This window comes from Pseudomonas sp. FBCC-B1667 (genome assembly GCF_059133255.1).
The window spans coordinates 5,430,233-5,449,757 of the sequence record NZ_CP101437.1; the positions used below are offsets into that span (position 1 = coordinate 5,430,233).

At 58.3% G+C, this 19,525-nt stretch carries 14 protein-coding genes and 1 pseudogene; 7 read left to right on the forward strand and 8 right to left on the reverse strand.

All coding sequences use genetic code 11. The features are described from left to right. Positions 1–28: 28 nt before the first annotated feature. Positions 29–694 carry a DsbA family oxidoreductase gene (locus NL116_RS25110; RefSeq protein WP_494374504.1) on the reverse strand — a complete coding sequence of 222 codons (666 nt, stop codon included), beginning with the start codon at positions 692–694 and terminating at the stop codon, positions 29–31. A gap of 519 nt (positions 695–1,213) precedes the next feature. Here NL116_RS25110 and NL116_RS25115 point away from each other — a divergent pair. Then, positions 1,214–1,570 (forward strand): DUF6124 family protein, encoded by a 357-nt coding sequence (locus tag NL116_RS25115; RefSeq protein WP_494374505.1) that lies wholly within the window; start codon positions 1,214–1,216, stop codon positions 1,568–1,570. A gap of 188 nt (positions 1,571–1,758) precedes the next feature. Here NL116_RS25115 and NL116_RS25120 read toward each other — a convergent pair whose 3' ends face one another. Next, a complete protein-coding gene (locus tag NL116_RS25120) occupies positions 1,759–2,793 on the reverse strand; it encodes an alpha/beta fold hydrolase (protein WP_494374506.1) in 1,035 nt (344 codons plus the stop codon). A 204-nt stretch (positions 2,794–2,997) separates the two neighbouring features. On the opposite strand from NL116_RS25120, the gene NL116_RS25125 reads away from it, so the two are divergent. Continuing rightward, positions 2,998–8,223 carry a dermonecrotic toxin domain-containing protein gene (locus tag NL116_RS25125; RefSeq protein ID WP_494374507.1) on the forward strand — a complete coding sequence of 1,742 codons (5,226 nt, stop codon included), beginning with the start codon at positions 2,998–3,000 and terminating at the stop codon, positions 8,221–8,223. A 42-nt stretch (positions 8,224–8,265) separates the two neighbouring features. On the opposite strand, the gene metE is transcribed toward NL116_RS25125, so the two are convergent. After that, positions 8,266–10,578 carry a 5-methyltetrahydropteroyltriglutamate--homocysteine S-methyltransferase gene (gene metE, locus NL116_RS25130; protein ID WP_494374508.1) on the reverse strand — a complete coding sequence of 771 codons (2,313 nt, stop codon included), beginning with the start codon at positions 10,576–10,578 and terminating at the stop codon, positions 8,266–8,268. 119 nt (positions 10,579–10,697) lie between these two features. Between metE and metR the strand changes: the two genes are divergently transcribed. Then, positions 10,698–11,615 carry a transcriptional regulator MetR gene (metR, locus tag NL116_RS25135; RefSeq protein ID WP_494374509.1) on the forward strand — a complete coding sequence of 306 codons (918 nt, stop codon included), beginning with the start codon at positions 10,698–10,700 and terminating at the stop codon, positions 11,613–11,615. 119 nt (positions 11,616–11,734) lie between these two features. On the opposite strand, the gene NL116_RS25140 is transcribed toward metR, so the two are convergent. Genes NL116_RS25140 through NL116_RS25150 form a run of 3 tightly spaced genes read right to left on the reverse strand, consistent with a single transcriptional unit; the run spans position 11,735 to position 13,332 of the window. Beyond that, positions 11,735–12,232 (reverse strand): GNAT family N-acetyltransferase, encoded by a 498-nt coding sequence (locus tag NL116_RS25140; protein WP_494374510.1) that lies wholly within the window; start codon positions 12,230–12,232, stop codon positions 11,735–11,737. A gap of 2 nt (positions 12,233–12,234) precedes the next feature. Next, complete coding sequence (locus NL116_RS25145; RefSeq protein WP_494374511.1) at positions 12,235–12,873, reverse strand: LysE family translocator; 639 nt, start codon at positions 12,871–12,873, stop codon at positions 12,235–12,237. Between the two features lie 24 nt (positions 12,874–12,897). Continuing rightward, positions 12,898–13,332: an NUDIX hydrolase gene (locus NL116_RS25150; RefSeq protein WP_494374512.1), complete on the reverse strand. Its 435-nt coding sequence runs from the start codon at positions 13,330–13,332 to the stop codon at positions 12,898–12,900. A gap of 214 nt (positions 13,333–13,546) precedes the next feature. Between NL116_RS25150 and NL116_RS25155 the strand changes: the two genes are divergently transcribed. Beyond that, entirely contained in the window at positions 13,547–14,017 is a 471-nt protein-coding gene (locus tag NL116_RS25155; protein WP_494374513.1) for a DUF4234 domain-containing protein, read from the forward strand. Between the two features lie 83 nt (positions 14,018–14,100). Here NL116_RS25155 and NL116_RS25160 read toward each other — a convergent pair whose 3' ends face one another. Together NL116_RS25160 and NL116_RS25165 are read right to left on the reverse strand one after the other, a co-directional pair. Continuing rightward, positions 14,101–15,426 (reverse strand): APC family permease, encoded by a 1,326-nt coding sequence (locus tag NL116_RS25160; RefSeq protein WP_494374514.1) that lies wholly within the window; start codon positions 15,424–15,426, stop codon positions 14,101–14,103. 115 nt (positions 15,427–15,541) lie between these two features. Then, positions 15,542–16,363, reverse strand: coding sequence for a carbon-nitrogen hydrolase family protein (locus tag NL116_RS25165; protein WP_494374515.1), 822 nt, complete (start codon positions 16,361–16,363; stop codon positions 15,542–15,544). A gap of 129 nt (positions 16,364–16,492) precedes the next feature. On the opposite strand from NL116_RS25165, the gene NL116_RS25170 reads away from it, so the two are divergent. The 3 genes and pseudogenes from NL116_RS25170 (at position 16,493) to NL116_RS25180 (ending at position 19,424) form a co-directional block, all read left to right on the forward strand. Next, entirely contained in the window at positions 16,493–17,293 is an 801-nt protein-coding gene (locus NL116_RS25170) for a helix-turn-helix transcriptional regulator (RefSeq protein WP_494374516.1), read from the forward strand. A gap of 180 nt (positions 17,294–17,473) precedes the next feature. Next, positions 17,474–17,743: pseudogene (locus NL116_RS25175) on the forward strand (FMN-binding glutamate synthase family protein); the annotation flags it as partial. A 415-nt stretch (positions 17,744–18,158) separates the two neighbouring features. Continuing rightward, positions 18,159–19,424, forward strand: a complete 1,266-nt coding sequence (locus tag NL116_RS25180; RefSeq protein WP_494374517.1) for a hypothetical protein — start codon at positions 18,159–18,161, stop codon at positions 19,422–19,424. Positions 19,425–19,525: the final 101 nt, after the last annotated feature.

Below are 19,525 nucleotides of genomic sequence, written 5' to 3' on the forward strand. Positions count from 1 at the left end.
ATCGCGAGCAGGCTCGCTCCCACAGTTATCAGCTCACGGTGCCGCCCTTCGCTTCACTCATGATCTGCCGAATCGCGCCAACAAACGTCTCGACCGGCTGCCCGCCACTCACCGCGTACTGCCCGTTGAACACCACTGTCGGCACCGAGCTCACGCCACGGGACAGCCATAGCTGTTCTTCCTCAACCACCTCTTTGGCGTACTCATCCGACGCCAGAATCGCCTCGGCCCGCTGTCGATTGAGCCCCACGCTTTCAGCAATCTGCGCCAACTGCCCGTGATCGGACGGGTTGCCGCCGTCGGTGAAATACGCCTTGAACAGCGCCTCCTTCAAATTGAACTGCAAGCCTTCCAGCCCTGCCCAAAACAGCAGCCGGTGCGCATCAAAGGTGTTGTAGATGCGGCTGTTGCCATCGGTGCGAAACGCAAACCCGACCTCGGCGCCACGGGCGCGGATCATTTCGCGGTTCTTCTGGGACTGCTCGGGCGTCGAGCCGTATTTTTCGGTGATGTGTTCGGTGATGTTCTGCCCTTCGGGACCCATCTTCGGGTTCAGTTCGAACGGCTGGAAGCGGATCTCGGCCTGGACCTCATCGCGCAGAATCTCCAGCGCCCGGGTCAGGCCGTACAAGCCGACAACGCACCAGGGGCAGGACACGTCGCTGACGAAATCGATTTTCAAAGGGGTACTCATCACACACCTCGCTGGCTGGATCGCGCGGGAAAGTTCGAACGATACACCGGAAAGACGGGATCCTGTAGGAGCCGGGCTTGCCCGCGATGACGGTCTTCCTGCCAACAGGTGTGGTGACTGACACGCCGCCATCGCGGGCAAGCCCGCTCCCACACTAGATCTGCGGTGTTTTTGGGGGCGTGTTTAGTTCTGTTTAAGGTTACTTCCGGAAAGCTACAGCGTCTTGCGCCGTCGCCTACAACCACGTCAGAATCCGCCGGCTTGTGCGCCTGGAGGGCCGTCGGTAACTTGGTCCTGTCACTGATTTCCAGTGATCGGGTTTAGTAGCCCGGCTTTTCTTAACGGTCGTACAAGTGTCATCCAGTCAGGCATTCACCTGCACTTGATGGTGGCTGTGCGCATGGCGCCCTCGGGCGCGCCGGTTTTGACCGTTGGCCGGTCTACTAACTTGCGCACAGCTGCCACCCATCCGTTTAGTAGCGTGACAGGTTGCAGCTCTACTAACAGGACAACGATCAAATGTTCAAAGTTACGCCGAATCCACCGGAAACCGACGACGTTTCCCCCTACGAAACCCCAGAGTCGAAAAAACTCAACAAAGCCGCCGACCGCGCCCTCGATTACTACCTCAAACCGGTCATCCCCAAAGACACCCCACGCAAACCCAGCACCATCTACTTCATCGCCCCCGACACCGATCACGAAACCCTGCTGGTCAACGCCTGCGAATCCCTGGCGTCAGCGAGTGTGATGTTGAGCAACTACGCCGCAACGGTTGACGGCACCCAGCGCAACACCGTGCTCGGTATTCAGAACTCCGTCATGTTGGGTGAACTGGCGGTGAACCTGATGCTGGATAACGTCGTCCCGACCTAACCCCGAATCTGTCGTGACTGGGGAGCCTTTGTGGCGAGGGAGCTTGCTCCCGCTCGGCTGCGCAGCAGTCGTAAACCGGTGAATGCGGACTTTCTGAGACTCCGCGTACGCAGGTTTGGGGCTGCTTCGCAGCCCAGCGGGAGCAAGCTCCCTCGCCACAGGGTTTTTGTCCAACAGATGGATTGGGGTTACAGAAGATTTGGCGACGGCACCGGATCAATCTGCGCCCAATGCGAAGTGTCTTCGCGGTGGGTCTGCAAGTACGGCAGCACCGCCGCCAGCAGCGGTGCCTTGAACGCTTCCTGGAAGCGATGCGCCAACCCCGGAATCAGCACCAGTTGACTGCCACGAATGTGCGCCGCCAGATGCACGCCATGCATCACCGGTAACAACGGATCAGCCGTGCCGTGCACCACCAGCGTCGGCACGCGCAAGTGGTTGAGCAAATCCACACGACTGCGCTCGGCGAGGATCGCCATGATCTGGCGCTTCACGCCTTCGGGGTTGAACGCCCGGTCGTAGGACAGCGCCGCTTGATGCAGCAATGCTTCGCGGTCATCCGTCACGGAAGGACTGCCCAGCGCCGCGAGCAGATCGGCCTGTTGTTCCAGCGCCACTTCGCGATTCGGTGCGCCACGTCGCGACAACAACTGCACCAACGCCGCACTCGGCGCCGGCAAGCCTTCAGCCCCGGAACTGGTCATGATCAGGGTCAGGCTCTCGACCCGCTGCGGCGCCATTGCCGCCATGTGTTGGGCAATCATCCCGCCCATGCTCGCGCCCAAGACGTGGAATTGTTCGACGTGCAACGCGTCCATCAACCCCAGCGCATCGTCGGCCATGTCGGTCAGGGTGTACGGCGCCGACACCGGCAAGCCGAGTTTGAAGCGCAAGGCCTCGAAAGTCAGGTTGGCGTCGGCCGGGGTTTGCCGCCAAGTCGAGAGGCCGACATCACGATTGTCGTAACGAATCACCCGAAAACCCTGCTGACACAACGCAACCACTACCTCGTCCGGCCAGTGAATCAACTGCCCGCCCAGGCCCATCACCAACAACAACACAGGGTCCGACGTACGGCCGATGCTCTGGTACGCCAGGCTCACCTGCGCCAGATCGACGTGTTCGGTCGCTACGTTGACATCGCAACGAGACGCCGCAAAGGACGGTAAGCCAAACAACAACGCGGCCAGGCAGGCCGCTGTTGATAAAAATCGTGCACGCATGAAAAACACCGAAACGCAGAACCACAGTAGAGCGCGAGTCTGATGAAGTTTGTTCAAGCGCGCTGCCACAGTTGCGTGACAGTTTCGTGAATATCGCCCAATGGTCAATGCGATAACTATGTAGTGCCATGGACAGTGGCGAGTTTCTTTTAATGGGGCTCTTCAAGAGCGGATCCGCCGCTCCCTGCACAGAGCCACGTTGTCATGAAAGAAAGTGCGTTCAGTCCTCTGCCCGTCTCCCCGCCAATCACGATGGCGGCCCATCCGCCCCTGAAGAACAACCCCGATGAAAGCCTGTTACTCAGCGCTACGGCACGCTGGCGCGATAGTAGCCTGGGCTTGCAAGCGTTGTTTGCCGCTGCACCACTGAGAAACCACCGTCAGGATCCATCGATCAACCAACGCTGGACGGCCTATTGGGACGCCCGGGCGCCCGGCACGCCGGTGTCGCGACGCCAGCGGGCGAGTCAGTTGTACCGCAACCATTTCGAGGCCTGCGCCCAAGTGGCCTTCGCGCGCCGAACCCTTACGGCTGAGCAGTTGCTGACGCTATCGTTGATCCCTTCCCCTCCCGATTCCGGTCTGCGCCTGAACGATCAACCCCTCCACATCGAGCAGTTGACCCTGATACTGAGCGACAGCGGCACCCTGAAACTCCCGGCGGCCTGGGTCATCAGTGTGGGCGAACGCCCACCCGTCACGCAGTGGCTGTATTTGCCAAGCCGGGCTGTTCCCATTCAGGTCTTCAATCAGCGCAGTGACATGGAAGACTGGTTGTCTGAACAATCTCTCGTCCCGCAGGGCCTGCCTGATGATCAAGTGCGTTTTGAATACGGCGCGAAAGATCAGCCTCTGACCGTCGGCATCACTGAGCAGCTGCTACACCCGCAGTACGAGAATGCCGTCGTTTTCGCTTTGCCTCCAGACCTTGAAACCCTGCTGCCAGGCAACCCGTTTGGGGAGGACGATCCGTCGCTGTTCGGCAGCCTGTTTACCGATATCCCCCGGCCTCAGCGCCAGGCCTCGCTGAACCGGCAGCGCGACGCACTCGAGACGTTGCTGGGCGATGAACTCGAAAGCGACCGTCAACAAGCATTCAACGAGGCATTGAAGACACTGGAGACGGCAGAGCAAGTCGCCGATACGGCCGCGTCCACCCTGCTTTACAGAGCGCGCACCTTCGACTTCGTGACCATCAACCGCGAGTTCAGCGCGCTCTATCAGGCGCACAAGGATGGCCTGCATGCCGAGGGCCAGCTTCAACTGGCGCTCAAACAGCTCGACAGCGATGAATTCAGCCTGCTTGAAGCGGTGTTGGACTCGCCGCTCGCGGCGGATCGTGACTCGGCCGTTACCGTCGCCAGTTTGACGCTGTCAATGACGGAGGCAAACACCGTCAAAACCGAAGCTCTCATCGGCCCTTTCGTCATCTCCCGAGCGCCGCTCGATGCCGCATCGGCGCACAGTCTGTTGCTGTACTGGCCCGGCGCCGGCGGCGGTTTGCAGCGGTTCGCCAACTGCGCAGAACTTGAACGGCAGGTGTTCAAGATTCAGGACGGGGACCCGGTTCTGGCCTTGAAAATGAGCAAAATCGAGACCGACCCACTGCACTACAGCCTCAATAAACAAACGAGCCATTTCGAAGAGCAAGCAGCGCACATACGTCAGCAATTTCCAGATGCAGCCCAGGCTCAACAGCGTGCGGATGAACTGGAAAAGCTGCGCAAAATAACGCTGGCCGCCTTGCAAGTCCCGATGCTGGCCGCCAGGAACCTGGCCTTCTTGCACCTGCAGGAACAAAGGCGTAGCGCGACCCTTTTTTCTTTGCTGCCCTCTTGGCTGGCCAATTTATCGGAAGCCGAACGTGTTGAGCTCAGGGGGCTGTTCGAGGGCTACATTCTGGCAATGCGCCGTAGTCACGAACAGCTGGAAATCGCCCTGCCACCCCGTGACGAGTTCACCCGTCGACATGTGCAGGCCCGTTTGCGCAAAGACTTCTCGCTCCACGGGCATTTTGCCGTGCAGGTTGATCTGCCCGACTCGGTGGTGCTGCAAAAACAACTGTCCGATGGCGCAGCCCCGGGAACCCCGCAGAAACTCGTTGCGGTCCCCAGTGCAACCCGCAGCAAAATGTCACTTGAAGAACTCGTCCAGCTCAACATCGACAACACGCCTTCGATGCAACTGGAGCCGCTGTCACTGCGACTGGGCTTCATGCGGGTAGAAGTCACGAGCGCGGATGAAACCGAGCGGCGGGCGCTGGCCAACGGTATCCACTTGCCATGGCTACGCAAGACCCTGCCCGATCTGAACCTGCCCCAAGTCTACGAAAACCTGATTCGCGACGCCTTCACGGGCTCGGCCAGCGAGACCGCTTTCGTTAAAGAGCACCGGCGTGAATGCCTGATCGAGCCCTGGCGCCTGATGCTGCAATTGCAGGGGACCTGCGCACGCCTGCAAAAGCTGATCAATCAACACGAATGGCAGATTTTGAACATCGCCATCGATGCCGACACCCCGCAGGCCTGGAACGTTGAAGGCAAGCGCATTGTGCTGTTGCCGGCGTACCTGAGCGCCGGTGGCAAGGACACGCCAAACGAGGGCCCCACCACGTTGTTGGGAGTGACGTTCATTCAAGAGCAAGTCAGCGGGATAACCCTGCTGTATCTGCCGGACAGCCCCGACGGCCAGTGCCTGCGTCGCTACGACGATATTGAGACGGCTCGCCGGGCCTTGTTCAATGCGTGCCTGCGCAGTGAGATGGTGAGTTACCTGGCTGGACGCGCCTTGCATGGCACAGTGAGAGCCCATGAAAGCCGCATCAACCAGGCCGTGCTCAAGCATTTCAACGCGATGATCGGGATCGGGCTGCCCTGGCCGAAAACCACGTCGCTGTCGGCCCATTTGCTCAATGCGCACATGGGACGACTGATCGAATCACATCGCGCAAGCTCCCGTTCCAACGATGCGTTGTACCTGGAACGCTACGCGCTCAGCGGTCCAAGGGCGTTCAACTACATGAAAATGGCCTTGAGCATGGTGCCCTTTGTCGGCACGGGCATCGCTCTTTACGATGCCTGGCACAGCGCCAACCTTGCTGTCGCGGCCCTGTTGCGTGGGGAAGTAGGCGATGGCCTGACCGAGATCGAATCGGTGTTGCTGACACTGATCGAGGCCGCCATGGACGTCCTTCCGGGCGCGGCCGCAGGATCCCGGTCAGCCAAGGGCGCCCGTTCACTGACGCGGCTTCGCCAACTCAACGCATTGGGCAAAAGCGCGGGGGCGCTGCAAGGAAGATCAAGGCGCCAAGCGCGGCATGGCTTCAATCGCTTCGCCGGTTACGATTACCAAAAGCCGATCTCTCTTGCCGGCTTGCAGCCGGCTACCCACGGGATGTACCGCAACATTTACCGGCACGCAGACGGCGACTTTATCGTTCGCCAGGGGCGCATCTTTGAGGTTGAACGCAGCACGGATTCACGCAACTGGCGACTGACCGGCACCCATCAAAAAACCTATAAACAACCCATCGGCCTGGATGAGGCGGGCCATTGGGACACTTACTTCGGTGTCTACGGAGTGACCTTCGAGGGCGGCGGACTGGGAGGCGGAGGAGTACTCGGGCACCTGGCGGACGGACTGGACCCGCTCTGGCCGGCGGCCATTCGCGCACGTCTGCCTCGCTGGTGGGCCGATCATGCCTTTCGCCGCCACCACCAATTAACCGAAGCCGCCGATGACTTAGCCCCGAAATTCGACACCCAAGTCCCGCGAACCACTGCTCTGATCGAAGCGTACAACGCCAGTACCCAAGCTCATCGCCCGACGCTGATACCCGCGACAGAAGCCGCGTGTATCGGCGACATTGAATTGGCCAGCAGGCACTATCAGACGCTGGCTGAGCTCTCGCCCCTCACTCACGGCAACAAAAAACGCGTGCTGCGGGAGATGCAGAGCCATGACGCCTTGTTGATCGCTGACCGGTACAAGCAACGGGTGTACTTTGCCAACCATCGGACAAACCCGCTGATAGACAGTATCGACGCACTTGTCGAGCGCCTTGATGAACTGCCGGACAACGCGCTCAGTGAGCGTTTCCAGACGCTGCGAGACATCCGCAAGTTACGTGTGGACTTTGTCCGCGAGCTGGATCAAGTCGATGCTGCGATGCGCAATCTCAACCTGTGGTATGAGCGCATATCGGTCAGCAGCCACAAGGCACAAATAAGCGCTGAAGTCATGATGCTGAACAGTCGGCTCAGCGAGATGAATCTGCTTTATTTGAGAACCGGGCATTTGCTGGAAATCGTCAAACGCTTTGATACGACCCAGGATGTTTCCTGGTTCTATCTGCAAGGTCAGGCCGAGAATCTAAGGGTCAAAGTCGATCGCGCCCTGTTCACCCAATACAGCCTGCCGGAAGTCACCGCCACCCGAGTTCAACGCAATCAGATCTTGCAAGAGTGCTTAGAGCTTTTTGGGCAGTTTCGCCGCGACATGAATGCCTGGACCGCGAGCTATCCGCAGCACTTCCACCTGGAGGCCGTCGCCCCACTGCTGGAGGGTATCGAGAAAATGGCCGAACGAGCGCGCAGGAACATTGATCAGCCGGCACCCTCTTCCCCCGGCGGGCAACGCAGTAAAAAGGTGTTCATCACCGAAGACGATCATTTGCTGATCGGGGTGGAGCACTGGGAGTCGACCACCCAGACGCACCGATACACGCTGACAGGACGGGGCGGACACGAGGAAATCTGGGAACTGGGCGCCAATGGCAAGTCTCGCCTGCTGAACCCGCCTAAACAGGCGTCTGGCGCTCCACAAAGAAACCTTCAGGCCTTGGTCGACGATGCCAATACCCGCCTGCGATCCCAGGAAACCTACAAGGCCAGGGTTCAAGCCTATGCGACTCAGGACATGCTTGGGGTCGATCTGGAGCACATGATGGTCAGCGAGGCCAGCGAGCTGAACCGTCGCGCCCTCACTATCGAAGAACTTGCCCCGCACAATTCCATCATTGAGCAACTGCGCGACAAGGCCACTGAACTCACGGCGACCGGTCGCCAAATGCGTACCCGCCAGTCGATACGTACGCAAAAACCTACCGATGGCATACTCGACGACCTGATCAGCCAAAACGCGGTGCAGGTCCGTAAAACGGCACCGATGAAAAATCTCGGCAAGCGCCCTGACGCAAGGATCGATTACTTGCAGGAGTACCAAGTGTGGGACCTGACGGCAACGCCGCCCAAGGTGCTGTGGTACGCCCACTTCCACTACAGCAAGCCCGCTCCGGCATTCGCCGAATTCGAGAAAGCCCACTTGAAACTGCCCGAGCACCGGTATTTGACCCACGCCGACAACGCGGCCCTTCCCTACGCCGATATCGGCAAAAAATCAGTGGCGCTGAAATACTTCGAGCCGCTGTAAAGCGTAAAACGGGAGCGGTTTGTCCGCTCCCGCTTTGGGCCTTTATGCCAACCGGCTGCGCAGCTGTCGTGCCGCCGCCACCATATTCACCAACGCCGCTTCGGTCTCCGGCCACGCTCGGGTTTTCAATCCGCAATCGGGGTTGACCCACAGGCGTTCGGCCGGAATCCGCTTCACGGCTTTGCTCATCAACTTGACCATCTCGGCCGTGTCCGGCACCCGTGGCGAGTGGATGTCGTAGACGCCCGGGCCGATGTCGTTCGGGTAGTCGAACACTTCGAAGGCTTCCATCAATTCCATGTCCGAACGCGAGGTTTCGATGGTGATCACATCGGCATCCATCGCCGCGATGGACTCGATCACATCGTTGAATTCGCTGTAGCACATGTGGGTGTGGATCTGGGTTTCGTCACGCACGCCGGATGCGCTCAAGCGGAAGGCATGCACCGCCCAATCGAGGTATTGCTGCCATTGCGCCCGGCGCAGCGGCAAGCCTTCGCGGAACGCGGCTTCGTCGATCTGCACGATCTTGATGCCGGCGTTTTCCAGGTCCACCACTTCGTCACGCAGGGCCAGCGCCAATTGTTGCGCCTGGACTTTGCGCGACACGTCTTCACGGGGGAACGACCACATCAGCATGGTCACGGGACCGGTGAGCATGCCTTTCATGACCTTGTTGGTCAGCCCCTGCGCATAGGTGATCCAGTCGACGGTCATGGCTTTCGGACGGCTGATGTCGCCGTAGATGATCGACGGTTTGACGCAACGCGAACCGTAGCTCTGCACCCAGCCGAAACGGGTGAACAGGTAGCCGTCCAGTTGCTCGGCAAAGTATTCGACCATGTCGTTGCGTTCGGCTTCGCCGTGGACCAGCACGTCCAGGCCCAGGCGCTCCTGGATTTGCACGGCGTGGCGGATTTCGCTGTGCATGGCGTCGGTGTAATCGTTGGCCGACAGCTTGCCTTGCTTGAACGCCTGGCGCGCCAGACGGATCGACCCGGTCTGCGGGAACGAGCCGATGGTGGTGGTCGGGAAGGCCGGTAATTTCAGGCAAGCGCGTTGCTGTTCGATGCGCTGGGCAAACGGCGAATGACGTTGGCTGTCCGCTGCACCGATGGCGTTGATGCGCGCCTGCACCGCGGTTTTATGGATACGCGGCGACTCGGCACGGCTGGCTTGAATCGCTCGGCTTTGGGCCAGTGCGGTGTGTACTTTGGGTGATTGCGGATCGTTAAGCGCATCGCGCAGCACGGCGATTTCGCCACACTTCTGCACGGCAAAGGCCAGCCAGCTTTTCAGTTCCGGGTCGAGTTTGTCTTCGCGTTCCAGATCCACCGGGCTGTGCAGCAATGAACAGGAACTGCTGACCCACAGGTTGTCGCCAAAACGCTCCTGAGCCGGTTGCAATTGCGCGAGCACGTGCTCAAGTTCACAGCGCCAGACGTTTCGACCGTTGACCAGTCCCACCGAGAGAATCTTGTAGGTCGGCAGGCGATCCAGCACCTGAGCGAGTTGATCCGGCGCGCGCACCGCGTCGATGTGCAGGCCGTGTACCGGCAAGCCGACGGCCAGGCCCAGGTTGTCTTCCAGACCGCTGAAGTAGGTCGCCACCAGTTTTTTCAGCGGCGAGTATTGAAGGATGTGATAAGCGCGCTCGAAGGCGTTTTTCCAGGCCTGCGGCAGGTCTAGGGTCAGGATCGGTTCGTCGATCTGCACCCATTCCACGCCTTGGGCAGCGAGGCGACCAAGGATTTCGTTGTACACCGGCAACAGGCGTTCGAGCAGGTCGAGTTTGTCAAAGTCTTTGCCTTTGGCTTTGCCCAGCCACAGGTAAGTCAGCGGGCCGATGATCACCGGTTTGACGTTGTGACCGAGAACCCTGGCCTCCTCCACTTCCTCGAATAGCTGTTCCCAGCTCAGCGTGAACGATTGATCTGCGGTGAATTCCGGGACCAGGTAATGGTAGTTGGTGTCGAACCACTTGGTCAGTTCCTGAGCGTATTGTTCGGAGCCATGTTCGCCGCCGCAGCAGCTCGCGGTGGCGCCTCGGGCCATGGCGAACAGGGTGTCCAGGGTCGGTTGGCCGCTGGCATCCCTGGCGTTGTCGAAACGCTCGGGGATCACGCCGAAAGTCAGGGAATGGGTCAACACCTGGTCGTACCAGGCGAAGTCGCCGACCGGCAGCAGGTCGATGCCGGCGTCTTTCTGCAGTTGCCAGTGGGTGGCGCGCAATTGGCGGCCGACACTGTTCAGCGCGTCCTGGTCGAGGTCGCCCTTCCAATAGGATTCGAGGGCTTTTTTCAGTTCGCGGTCCGCGCCGATGCGTGGGAAACCGAGTGTGTGAGCCAGCGCCATGGTGAATTCTCTCTATAAAGGATGCTGTAAAACATGGCGCTATTGTCGACAGCCAACCCAACATGAGACAAACTCAACCTTTTCGTGTTGATCACAAGTTTTACTCATGGAGCCATCCGGTGCTTGAAATCCGCCACCTCAAGACCTTGCACGCGTTGCGCGAAGCCGACAGCCTCGTCGATGCCGCTGACCGTTTGCACCTGACGCAATCGGCCCTGTCCCACCAGTTCAAGGAACTGGAGGAGCGCCTGGGCATGCCGCTGTTCGTGCGCAAGACCAAACCGGTGCGCTTCACCAGCGCCGGTTTGCGCCTGCTGCAACTGGCGGACGCCACCCTGCCGCTGCTGCGTGGCGCCGAGCGTGACATCGCACGTTTGGCCGGTGGGACAGCCGGGCGCTTGCACATGGCGATCGAGTGCCACAGTTGCTTCCAGTGGCTGATGCCGACCATCGACCAGTTCCGCGACGCGTGGCCGGAAGTCGAACTGGACCTGGCGTCGGGCTTCGCCTTTGCGCCGCTGCCCGCGCTGGCTCGCGGTGATCTGGACCTGGTGGTGACCTCCGACCCGCTGGACATCGCCGGCATCACCTATGTGCCGTTGTTCACTTATGAAGCCATGTTGGCGGTGGCTAACCAGCATCCCTTGGCGAGCAAGGCCTACATCGTGCCGGAAGATTTGCTCACGGAGACCTTGATCACCTACCCGGTGGAACGTGACCGGCTGGACATCTTCACCCGCTTCCTCGAACCGGCCGACATCGAACCGGCGCAGGTCCGTACCTCGGAACTGTCGGTGATGATGATGCAATTGGTGGCCAGCGGACGCGGCGTGTGCGGCATGCCGCATTGGGCGCTGCATGAATACAGTTCGCGGGGTTATGTGAAGGCCAAGCGGCTGGGTGAAAAGGGTTTGTTTGCGACGTTGTATGCAGGGATACGCGCGGACATGCTGGATGCGCCGTACATGCGCGATTTCTTGCTGACGGCGAAAGATACGTCGTTCTCGACACTCGATGGTGTCAGCGCCGTTCGTTAAACCAACACATTCCAACTGTGGGAACGAGCTTGCTCGCGATATCTATCCATCATTCAGCATCTATGTGGCTGACACCGCTATAGCGAGCAAGCTCGCTCACACAGGGATATCGGTGCGCTTCAGATCTCGCGCCACATGTGGATTTTGTCGAAGTAGTCCTCGCCCACCCGCACCGCCAGCGGTTCCAGACCGAACTGGATGAAGCCGCAGCGTTGATACAGGTTGAACGCCGCTTCATTACCGGCGGTGACGGTCAGTTGAATCACCTTGAGCGCCGGATGCTGCTGCGCCTCGGCCAATGCCGCCTGCACCAGTTGATACCCCAGCCCGCGCTGGCGGACCCTGCCGGACACGTACATGCCAAACAGCGTCGCCTTGTGCCGGGCTTTTTCCCGCGGTTCGAAGGCGAGACCAACAATGCCGGCCAACTTGCCGCCCTCAAACGCCCCGAACACCACATCCAGCTTGCCGGTCAACCGCCCTTCCCACCAGCTCAACGGCATCGCCGCGCGCTCGCGCACACTGGAGGTGAACGCTTGCGGATGCAGGTCATAGGCTTCGAGCATCAACTCTCGATAAGCCAGCGCATGACTGGCGTCCAGCCGTTCAATCCACATGGTCAAGCCGTCCTGCGTTGCTCAAGCATCAGCCGCACCGCCAGCGCTGCCAACACAAACCCCATGACATAACGCTGCAGCGCCAGCCAGGTCGGGTTCCTGACGAACCACGAGGCGATGCCCGCCGCGAACAGCGCAATCAGCAGGTTGACGCAAAAACTGACGCTGATCTGGGTCAGGCCGAGGATGATGCTTTGGCTGAACACCGAGCCGTGTTCAGGGTTGATGAATTGCGGAAACACCGACAGGTAGAACACCGCAATCTTCGGGTTCAGCGCGCTGGTGAGAAAGCCCATGGTGATCAGTTTGCGCGACGAATCCGGCGGCAACTGCTGTGGCTCGAACGGCGAACGGGCACCGGGTCTGACTGCCTGCCAGGCCAGCCACAGCAAGTACAACGCCCCTGCCCACTTCAACACCTCATAGGCCATTGGCACCGCCAGGAACACCGCGGTCAAACCGGCCGCCGCCGCGAACAGATGCACGAAGAACCCTGCTACGACGCCAAGCAAAGAGGTCACGCCCGCCTTGCGCCCCTGGCAGATCGAACGGGAGATCAGGTAGATCATGTTCGGTCCCGGCGTCAGCACCATCAGCAACGCGGCAGCGGCGAAAATCAACAAGTCTTGAAGCGGGATCATGGGCAATCCTTCGTCCGGAAATGATCAGGCAGGTTCGGTCAGCGATGCTCGATAAAACGGCAGGATCAGGTCCCGTGTCAATGGCGCCAGCGTGACATCACCGTCGGTGGCCGTGTCGATCCAGATCACTTCTTCGATCTCGGCAGCGGGGGTGACGTCCACATCAAGGGTCAGCAAAAACAGCTCGGCCTGTACGACAAACCCCGGTTCGTTGGCCGCCGGCGCCGAGAATTGCCCAAGGTAACCGGCGTGCGCGGGATCGATGATCAAACCCAACTCTTCTTCCAGCTCTCGGGCCAGGGCGTCAACCGGTTGTTCATGGGCTTCGATCTTGCCGCCCGGCTGCATGAAAGCTTGGGTGCCGCGCTTGCGCACCAGCAACGTACGGCCGTCGGGACCGATCAACAGGGCGGCGGCGATGCGGATGATGCGGGGCGAAACAGTGGATGCAGGAGTCATGGATCGGAATGGGCCTTGGGTAAAGGCTGAAAGGATCCCATGCTCACTGGGTACTCGTCATCCAACAGTCACTGCAAGACTGACACTCGAATCGCATGAAAAGGAGGATCTATCCACGTACTGGCTCGGAAATTTCCCACGCGGGGTTTTGGTAGCGTGTTCGGCAGCTATTCAGCCGTCATTTGCCTACCTCGCCTCGCAAGGAACCTGTTGCATGTCCGATATCTCGACGCTCAAAGAAAAGAACAATCTCAAGACATTTCACTTCATTCTGTTAACTGCATTGACGATGGGGCTCTATACCAATGTCTGGTTGTACAAAACCGCTGTCGCGGTGGAAGACCTCACGGGTATCAAGACCCTGAGCACGAGATTCATGATTGGCTATCTGACCCTGTTTGGCTTCGGCAGTGTACTGAGCAACACGACTGATGCAGCCGACATGGCGGTAGGTTTCTTACTGGCGTTGGCGGCCTACCTGCTCTCCCTTGCATGGTGCTTTCGAGTACGAAGAGCGCTTAGGGCTTACGCGTTGACTGAACACAATTTCGAACTGCGCATGAATCGTATCTACTCTGTCCTGTTCACCTTTTACCACGTCAACTACTGCATCAACGCCCTCCCCCGGGACAAGCAAAAACACCACGATAAAAAACCACCGTTATCCCACTCCGTTCAAGCCTGAAACAAAAAAGGGCAGGTAACCGCGAAGGTTGCCTGCCCTGTTTGCTGCTGTAACCGACGATCCTGCGTTTCTTTTTGGGGGATTTACGTCGCTTCCTGGAAATCCATCTCCGGTGGCTGGCGACGGAAGCCGCTCGTCAGTACCGCCAGGTACACCACGCCAATCGCCAGCCAGCTAAGGCCCAGGTAAATCGCCAGGTGATCGAGGCTGACCATCAGCCACAAGTCCGCCACCAGACCGATGAACGGGAACACCAGGAACAGCACCAGTTCACGCAGGCCTTTCTTCCCGCCGCCGATCCAGTAGTGAAAGATCACCGACAGATTGACCAGGCTGAAGGCGAGGAACGCGCCGAAGTTAATGAACGAGGTCGAGGTGGTGACGTCCAGTTTCAGCGCCAGCAACGCGACGACGGCGCACAACAGGATGCTGTTGACCGGGGTGCCGAAGCGTTCGTGCAGGGTGCCGAAAAACGATTTCGGCAGCACACCATCGCGGCCCATGGCGAACAGCAGACGCGAACCGCTGGCCTGCGCGGACAGGCCCGAGGCGAACTGACCGACGATCAGGCCGATCAGGAAGATCGAGACGAACAGGTCGCCGCCGATGTTGCGGGCGATTTCATAGGCCGCCGAGTCGACGTTGTCGAACTGGAACGACGGGTGCGCGATCTGTACGAAGTACGAGACGCTGACGAAGATCAACCCGCCGATCAGGGTAATCAACATGATTGCCCGTGGGATGGTGCGGCGCGGATCGCGGGTTTCTTCGGTCAAGGTGCTGACCGCGTCGAACCCAAGGAACGAGTAACAGGCGATGGCCGCGCCGCTCATGATCAGCGGCATCTGCATGTCGCCGTTGAAGAACGGTTGGATCGACCACAACGGCGTGCTCGCGTCGCCGCCGACGTAGTGGATGCACAGCACGACGAAGGCGATCAGTACCAGCGCCTGCACCAGCATCAGCAAGGCGTTGATGCCGTTGGCCAGTTTCAGGCCGATGATGTTGATCGCGCTGGTGATGCCGATGAACGCCAGCACCCACAGCCATTGCGGCACGGCCGGGAACGCGGAGTTGAGGTAGGCGGCGCCGATCAGCCAGATCGCCATCGGCAGGAACAGGTAATCGAGCAGCACCGCCCATCCGGCGATGAAGCCGAGTTTCGGGCTGATGGCTTTACGCACGTAGCTGTAGGCCGAGCCTGCGACGGGGAACGCAGAGGCCATTCGGCCGTAGCTCATGGCGGTGAAAAACATCGCCACCAGTGCCGCGAGGTACGCGGCCGGCACCCTGCCGGCGGTGGATTGAGCGAGGATGCCAAAGGTGCCGAGCACAATGATCGGCGTCATGTAGGCAATGCCAAACAGCACCACCGAACCCAATGACAGGGTGCGTTGCAAACGAGCCATGAGCGACTACTCCGAATTTATTAGATTTATGGCAGAGCCGAGTTCGGCGCTAAGTTTCGGGGGTACTTTCTTGTTTTGGGTGATCGGTCAAACAGGTGTGTTGTCTGTCAGGGCCTCATCGCGAAGGAATCAGCAGCTCCCGAACCCCGCTTGCCTGCTCCACCATTTTCCCCGGCAATTTCAGCCGTTGATCATCCAGATACCGGTAGTCCTTGCGTGCTGCCTCCAACCGGTTGAAATCCAGCTCGACCGTGAATTGCCCTTCATCGCGCCCCGCTTCGAACAACAGCGTGCCCAACGGGTCCACCAGCGCACTGCCGCCCGCGAACATCAACCCGTCATCGCCCGGTTCCACTCGATTGACCATCAGCGCAAACGCCTGGTTTTCCTGGGCTCGGGCCATTATTGCGGTGCGGTGCGTCGGGCCGTAGGGGTCCATGTTGCCGTTGGTGACGATCAGCAATTCGGCGCCCAGTTGCGCCAGGGCGCGGGCGGTTTCCGGGAATTCGATGTCGTAGCAGATCAGCAAGCCGACCCGCACACCGTTCCACTCGCAGGTGACGTAACGGTCGCCGGGCTCGAACACGCCGCGATCCGAGGCCCACAAATGCGTCTTGCGGTATTTCAACGCGATGCCTTCGGGGGTGATCAGCAGCGTGGTGTTGTAGAAGCGGCCGTTGTCGTCCTCGGCCATGCCGATCACCACGGCGATGTTGCGCTCACGGGCGGCGGCGAGCACCGCGCTGACGGTCGGGCCGTCCAGTGGCTCGGCGGTTTGTGCCACGGTGTCGGCGGTCGGAAAGCCCATCAGGTGGGTTTCCGGGAAGACGATCAGTTGGGTGTCGGCGGCGCAGGCCGCAATCGCCGTCAGGGCGCGTTCGAGGTTGTACGCGGTGCCGTTGTCACGGCCCGCCAACTGGGCGAGTTCGACTTTCATCGGTATTCCTTGTTCTTGGGGAGGCCGGACCGCAGAAAGATTGCCCGGTCGGTTTCTGTGCGCCAGTATGCGCAGCAAGCCAGCGGCCGGGGAATCACGCCGCTGGGGTAACCCGATAGGGGTAGAGGCATGACGCTTTCGCTGGACGACATCGCTTGGCACCGATCGGTCGGGCAACTGATCGACGCACTGGACAAGCCCAATTTCTGGACGCAACTGGTGCGTCTGCTGGATCAGTACGTGACCTTCGACAGTTGGGTCGCCCTGCTTTTCAGCGCCGACCAGTACCCGCAAGTGTTCGCCGAATGCCCGGGCGAGGACGGCAGCCCGGATCAGCTGTTTCAGGATTACCTGCGCGGTTTGTACCTGCTCGACCCGTTCTACATCGCGTGCCGCGAACAGTCGCGCACCGGCCTCTATCGCCTGTCGGAAGTGGCGCCGGAGCACTTCGAGCTGACCGAGTATTACCAGCGCTACTTTCGTCTGAATGTGGTCGCCGATGAAATCCAGTTCAATTGCCAGCTCGAAGGCGACCGCACGTTGTGCCTGTCGCTGGGCAGCAAGCAGCGGTTCAGTGGCCAGCAGATTGCCTTGCTGTCGCTGATCCAACCGTGGGTGCTGGGCCTGTTGCGCCAGCGCCTGCCCTATGAAATCAACGAAGTCGTGGCCCTTGCGCCGTCGCCACCGCAACCCGACTGGCGCGTGCAGCTGGAAGCGTCGGTGCAGCAACTCAAAGGTGCGCAACTGACCGCTCGGGAACTGGATGTCGGGCGGTTGATGCTCAGCGGTTGCTCCAGTAAAGAAATCGCCCGCAAGCTGGAAATCTCCGTGGAAACTGTGAAAGTCCATAAGAAACACATGTACAGCAAGCTGGGGATCAAATCCCAGTCAGAGCTGTTTTCGATATTCCTACAGGCCCAAAATGCCTGACTGCCCAGCGGGATATTTTTCGCTTTTACTGTGGGAGCGAGCTTGCTCGCGATAGCGGCCATCCAGCCAACATTGATGTAGCAGACAGACTGCCATCGCGAGCAAGCTCGCTCCCAAAGTAATGTGTGTCAGGTATTCCACGGTGCTGAATACAACCGAGTCCGATCCCAAGGAAACCGTATGAGCCTGTCACTCCTGAGCCGCTACGCCTTCTTTGCCGCTTGCGTGATCTTCACCCTCGCCAGCCTGCCTTTCCTCGAATACGACTGGCTCTGGCCAATCACTGCCATCACCGGCGTACTCAGCCTGATCGGCCTGTTCGATCTGCTGCAAAGCCCGCACGCGGTGCGCCGTAATTACCCGATCCTCGGCAATATCCGCTATCTGGTTGAGGGGATTCGTCCGGAATTGCTCTCCAGATCACTAACCATACTAACAACCGCAATACCCCCGACTGACGGCCACATCGCTGCATAAACCACTTAGTACACATACTAACAAATAGTACTAAGCCGCCCGGCAAGCTAGTACGCTCAAATTCACGTGGGTACGCAAAAAAAACCCTCGGTCAGCTTTGACATCAACCTCCCCAGACACCCATTACGCAGTGCCCCAGGAATGCCACTGACTCCCGAGCCCGCTCTGCTGTGAAAAATGTTATTGCCCACAACTCAACACCTGCCCCAACCGCTAAACCCTGAGTGTGCAGTCGGATGTAACGGCCATTCGGCTAACGGCGTGTACTAGGCAGAGATCGGCCAGAATGAGGTAATCTCACACGTAGCCAAGGCCCCACCGCCTCCAAATCGCACGTTGTTTTCCGTGTTTGAGCCTAAGTGCTGATACCAAATGAATAAGGATAGTCATGAATATCTGCAAATGTTTTCAATGCAACACATGCGGCACAAAAATCGATTGCAGAATTGGCATGTCAAACAGAGACATTCAGCCATTCCAATTCGCTTGTCCACAATGTGAAGAACGCATTTCATTTGTTTTTGGCCAGTCCGATGGTGAATTGATGGGGGCCACAGAGGTGGAAGACTTTGAGGGGGCTTTCAATGGAGACAACCCATTCGTTGATCTACATTTGGATTTCCCCGCGTACTTCGGAACGTACGTAATGGGCCTGACAACCTTTCTCCGAGTTACACAAGAAATCGGCCATGGATCGTATCAGCACTTGAATCAACGCTTAAACATGCTGAACATCCTTTATCCGATGCAGAACGATTTGAGAAGTGTGATTACCCAGTACAAGCGCGGGGACATCGACAATTTCCAGAAGACGTGCTCAAAGATACCGGGAGTCAGTCTAACGTCGCGTAAAAAAGAAGACGTGGTAGCTGCACTGTATACAGCCACATCCGTGATGTCTTCTCCATTTACAATCCATGAGCATAATTCTGAAATAAGCTCGAAAGCATCCAACCTGATGATGTGGCTGCACCAACACCATAACGAAAAAACAGTTGCTTTCATTGACGAGATATTAGGCAACGGTTTTCTCAAAAACCTGCACCACGACTGCTTATCACTGTATCCAAAATTGGTTGCAATGGATTTGCCGTTTCGCTCAGCACTCTTTTACGATTACGCGAACACTGACGAACTTGGCAGAATTCCAGCTCGCATATCCACAGCGGATTTCGATGCTTGTAGCAATTACTATAAAGACTTGGCAGAAGTTTTTTCGCGGCAACTTACCTTCCTGGCAGGATTAAACAATCTAATCAAACGCGGCGACAGCAATCTATTTGATCCATCTCTGAAACTGACGAAAGCTCAGAAGGTACGACCTGAACTTGAGAACCTAAATTCTTTTGCAAACGTAGACCTTGGAAGCAAATTTTCCTTTATAGATGACTGTTTCTATCGAATTGACATGAATGCTATTGACAACAAGCTAAGAAACGGCATTGCGCACTACAAGTATGAATACAAGGAATCGACACAGTTAATAACCTATTATCCTGGAAAAGAAGGTATGAGTAGAGACAAGTACTACGAAATTTCTTTCATGGATTTTATAAGAAAATCACTCCTACTATTCAGGGAAATTCATGGCATCAATCACATAATGAAAGCAACTCTTTTCTATTGCGTATTGATTCTTAAGAAGGAAATCTAACATTACTCCTACCGCCCAGTCTATAGACACGACGAAAGGAAATTCCTACGTACAAAAAACAAGTGATAAGCTGTTATAATTTAAATAACGACTCACTAAAA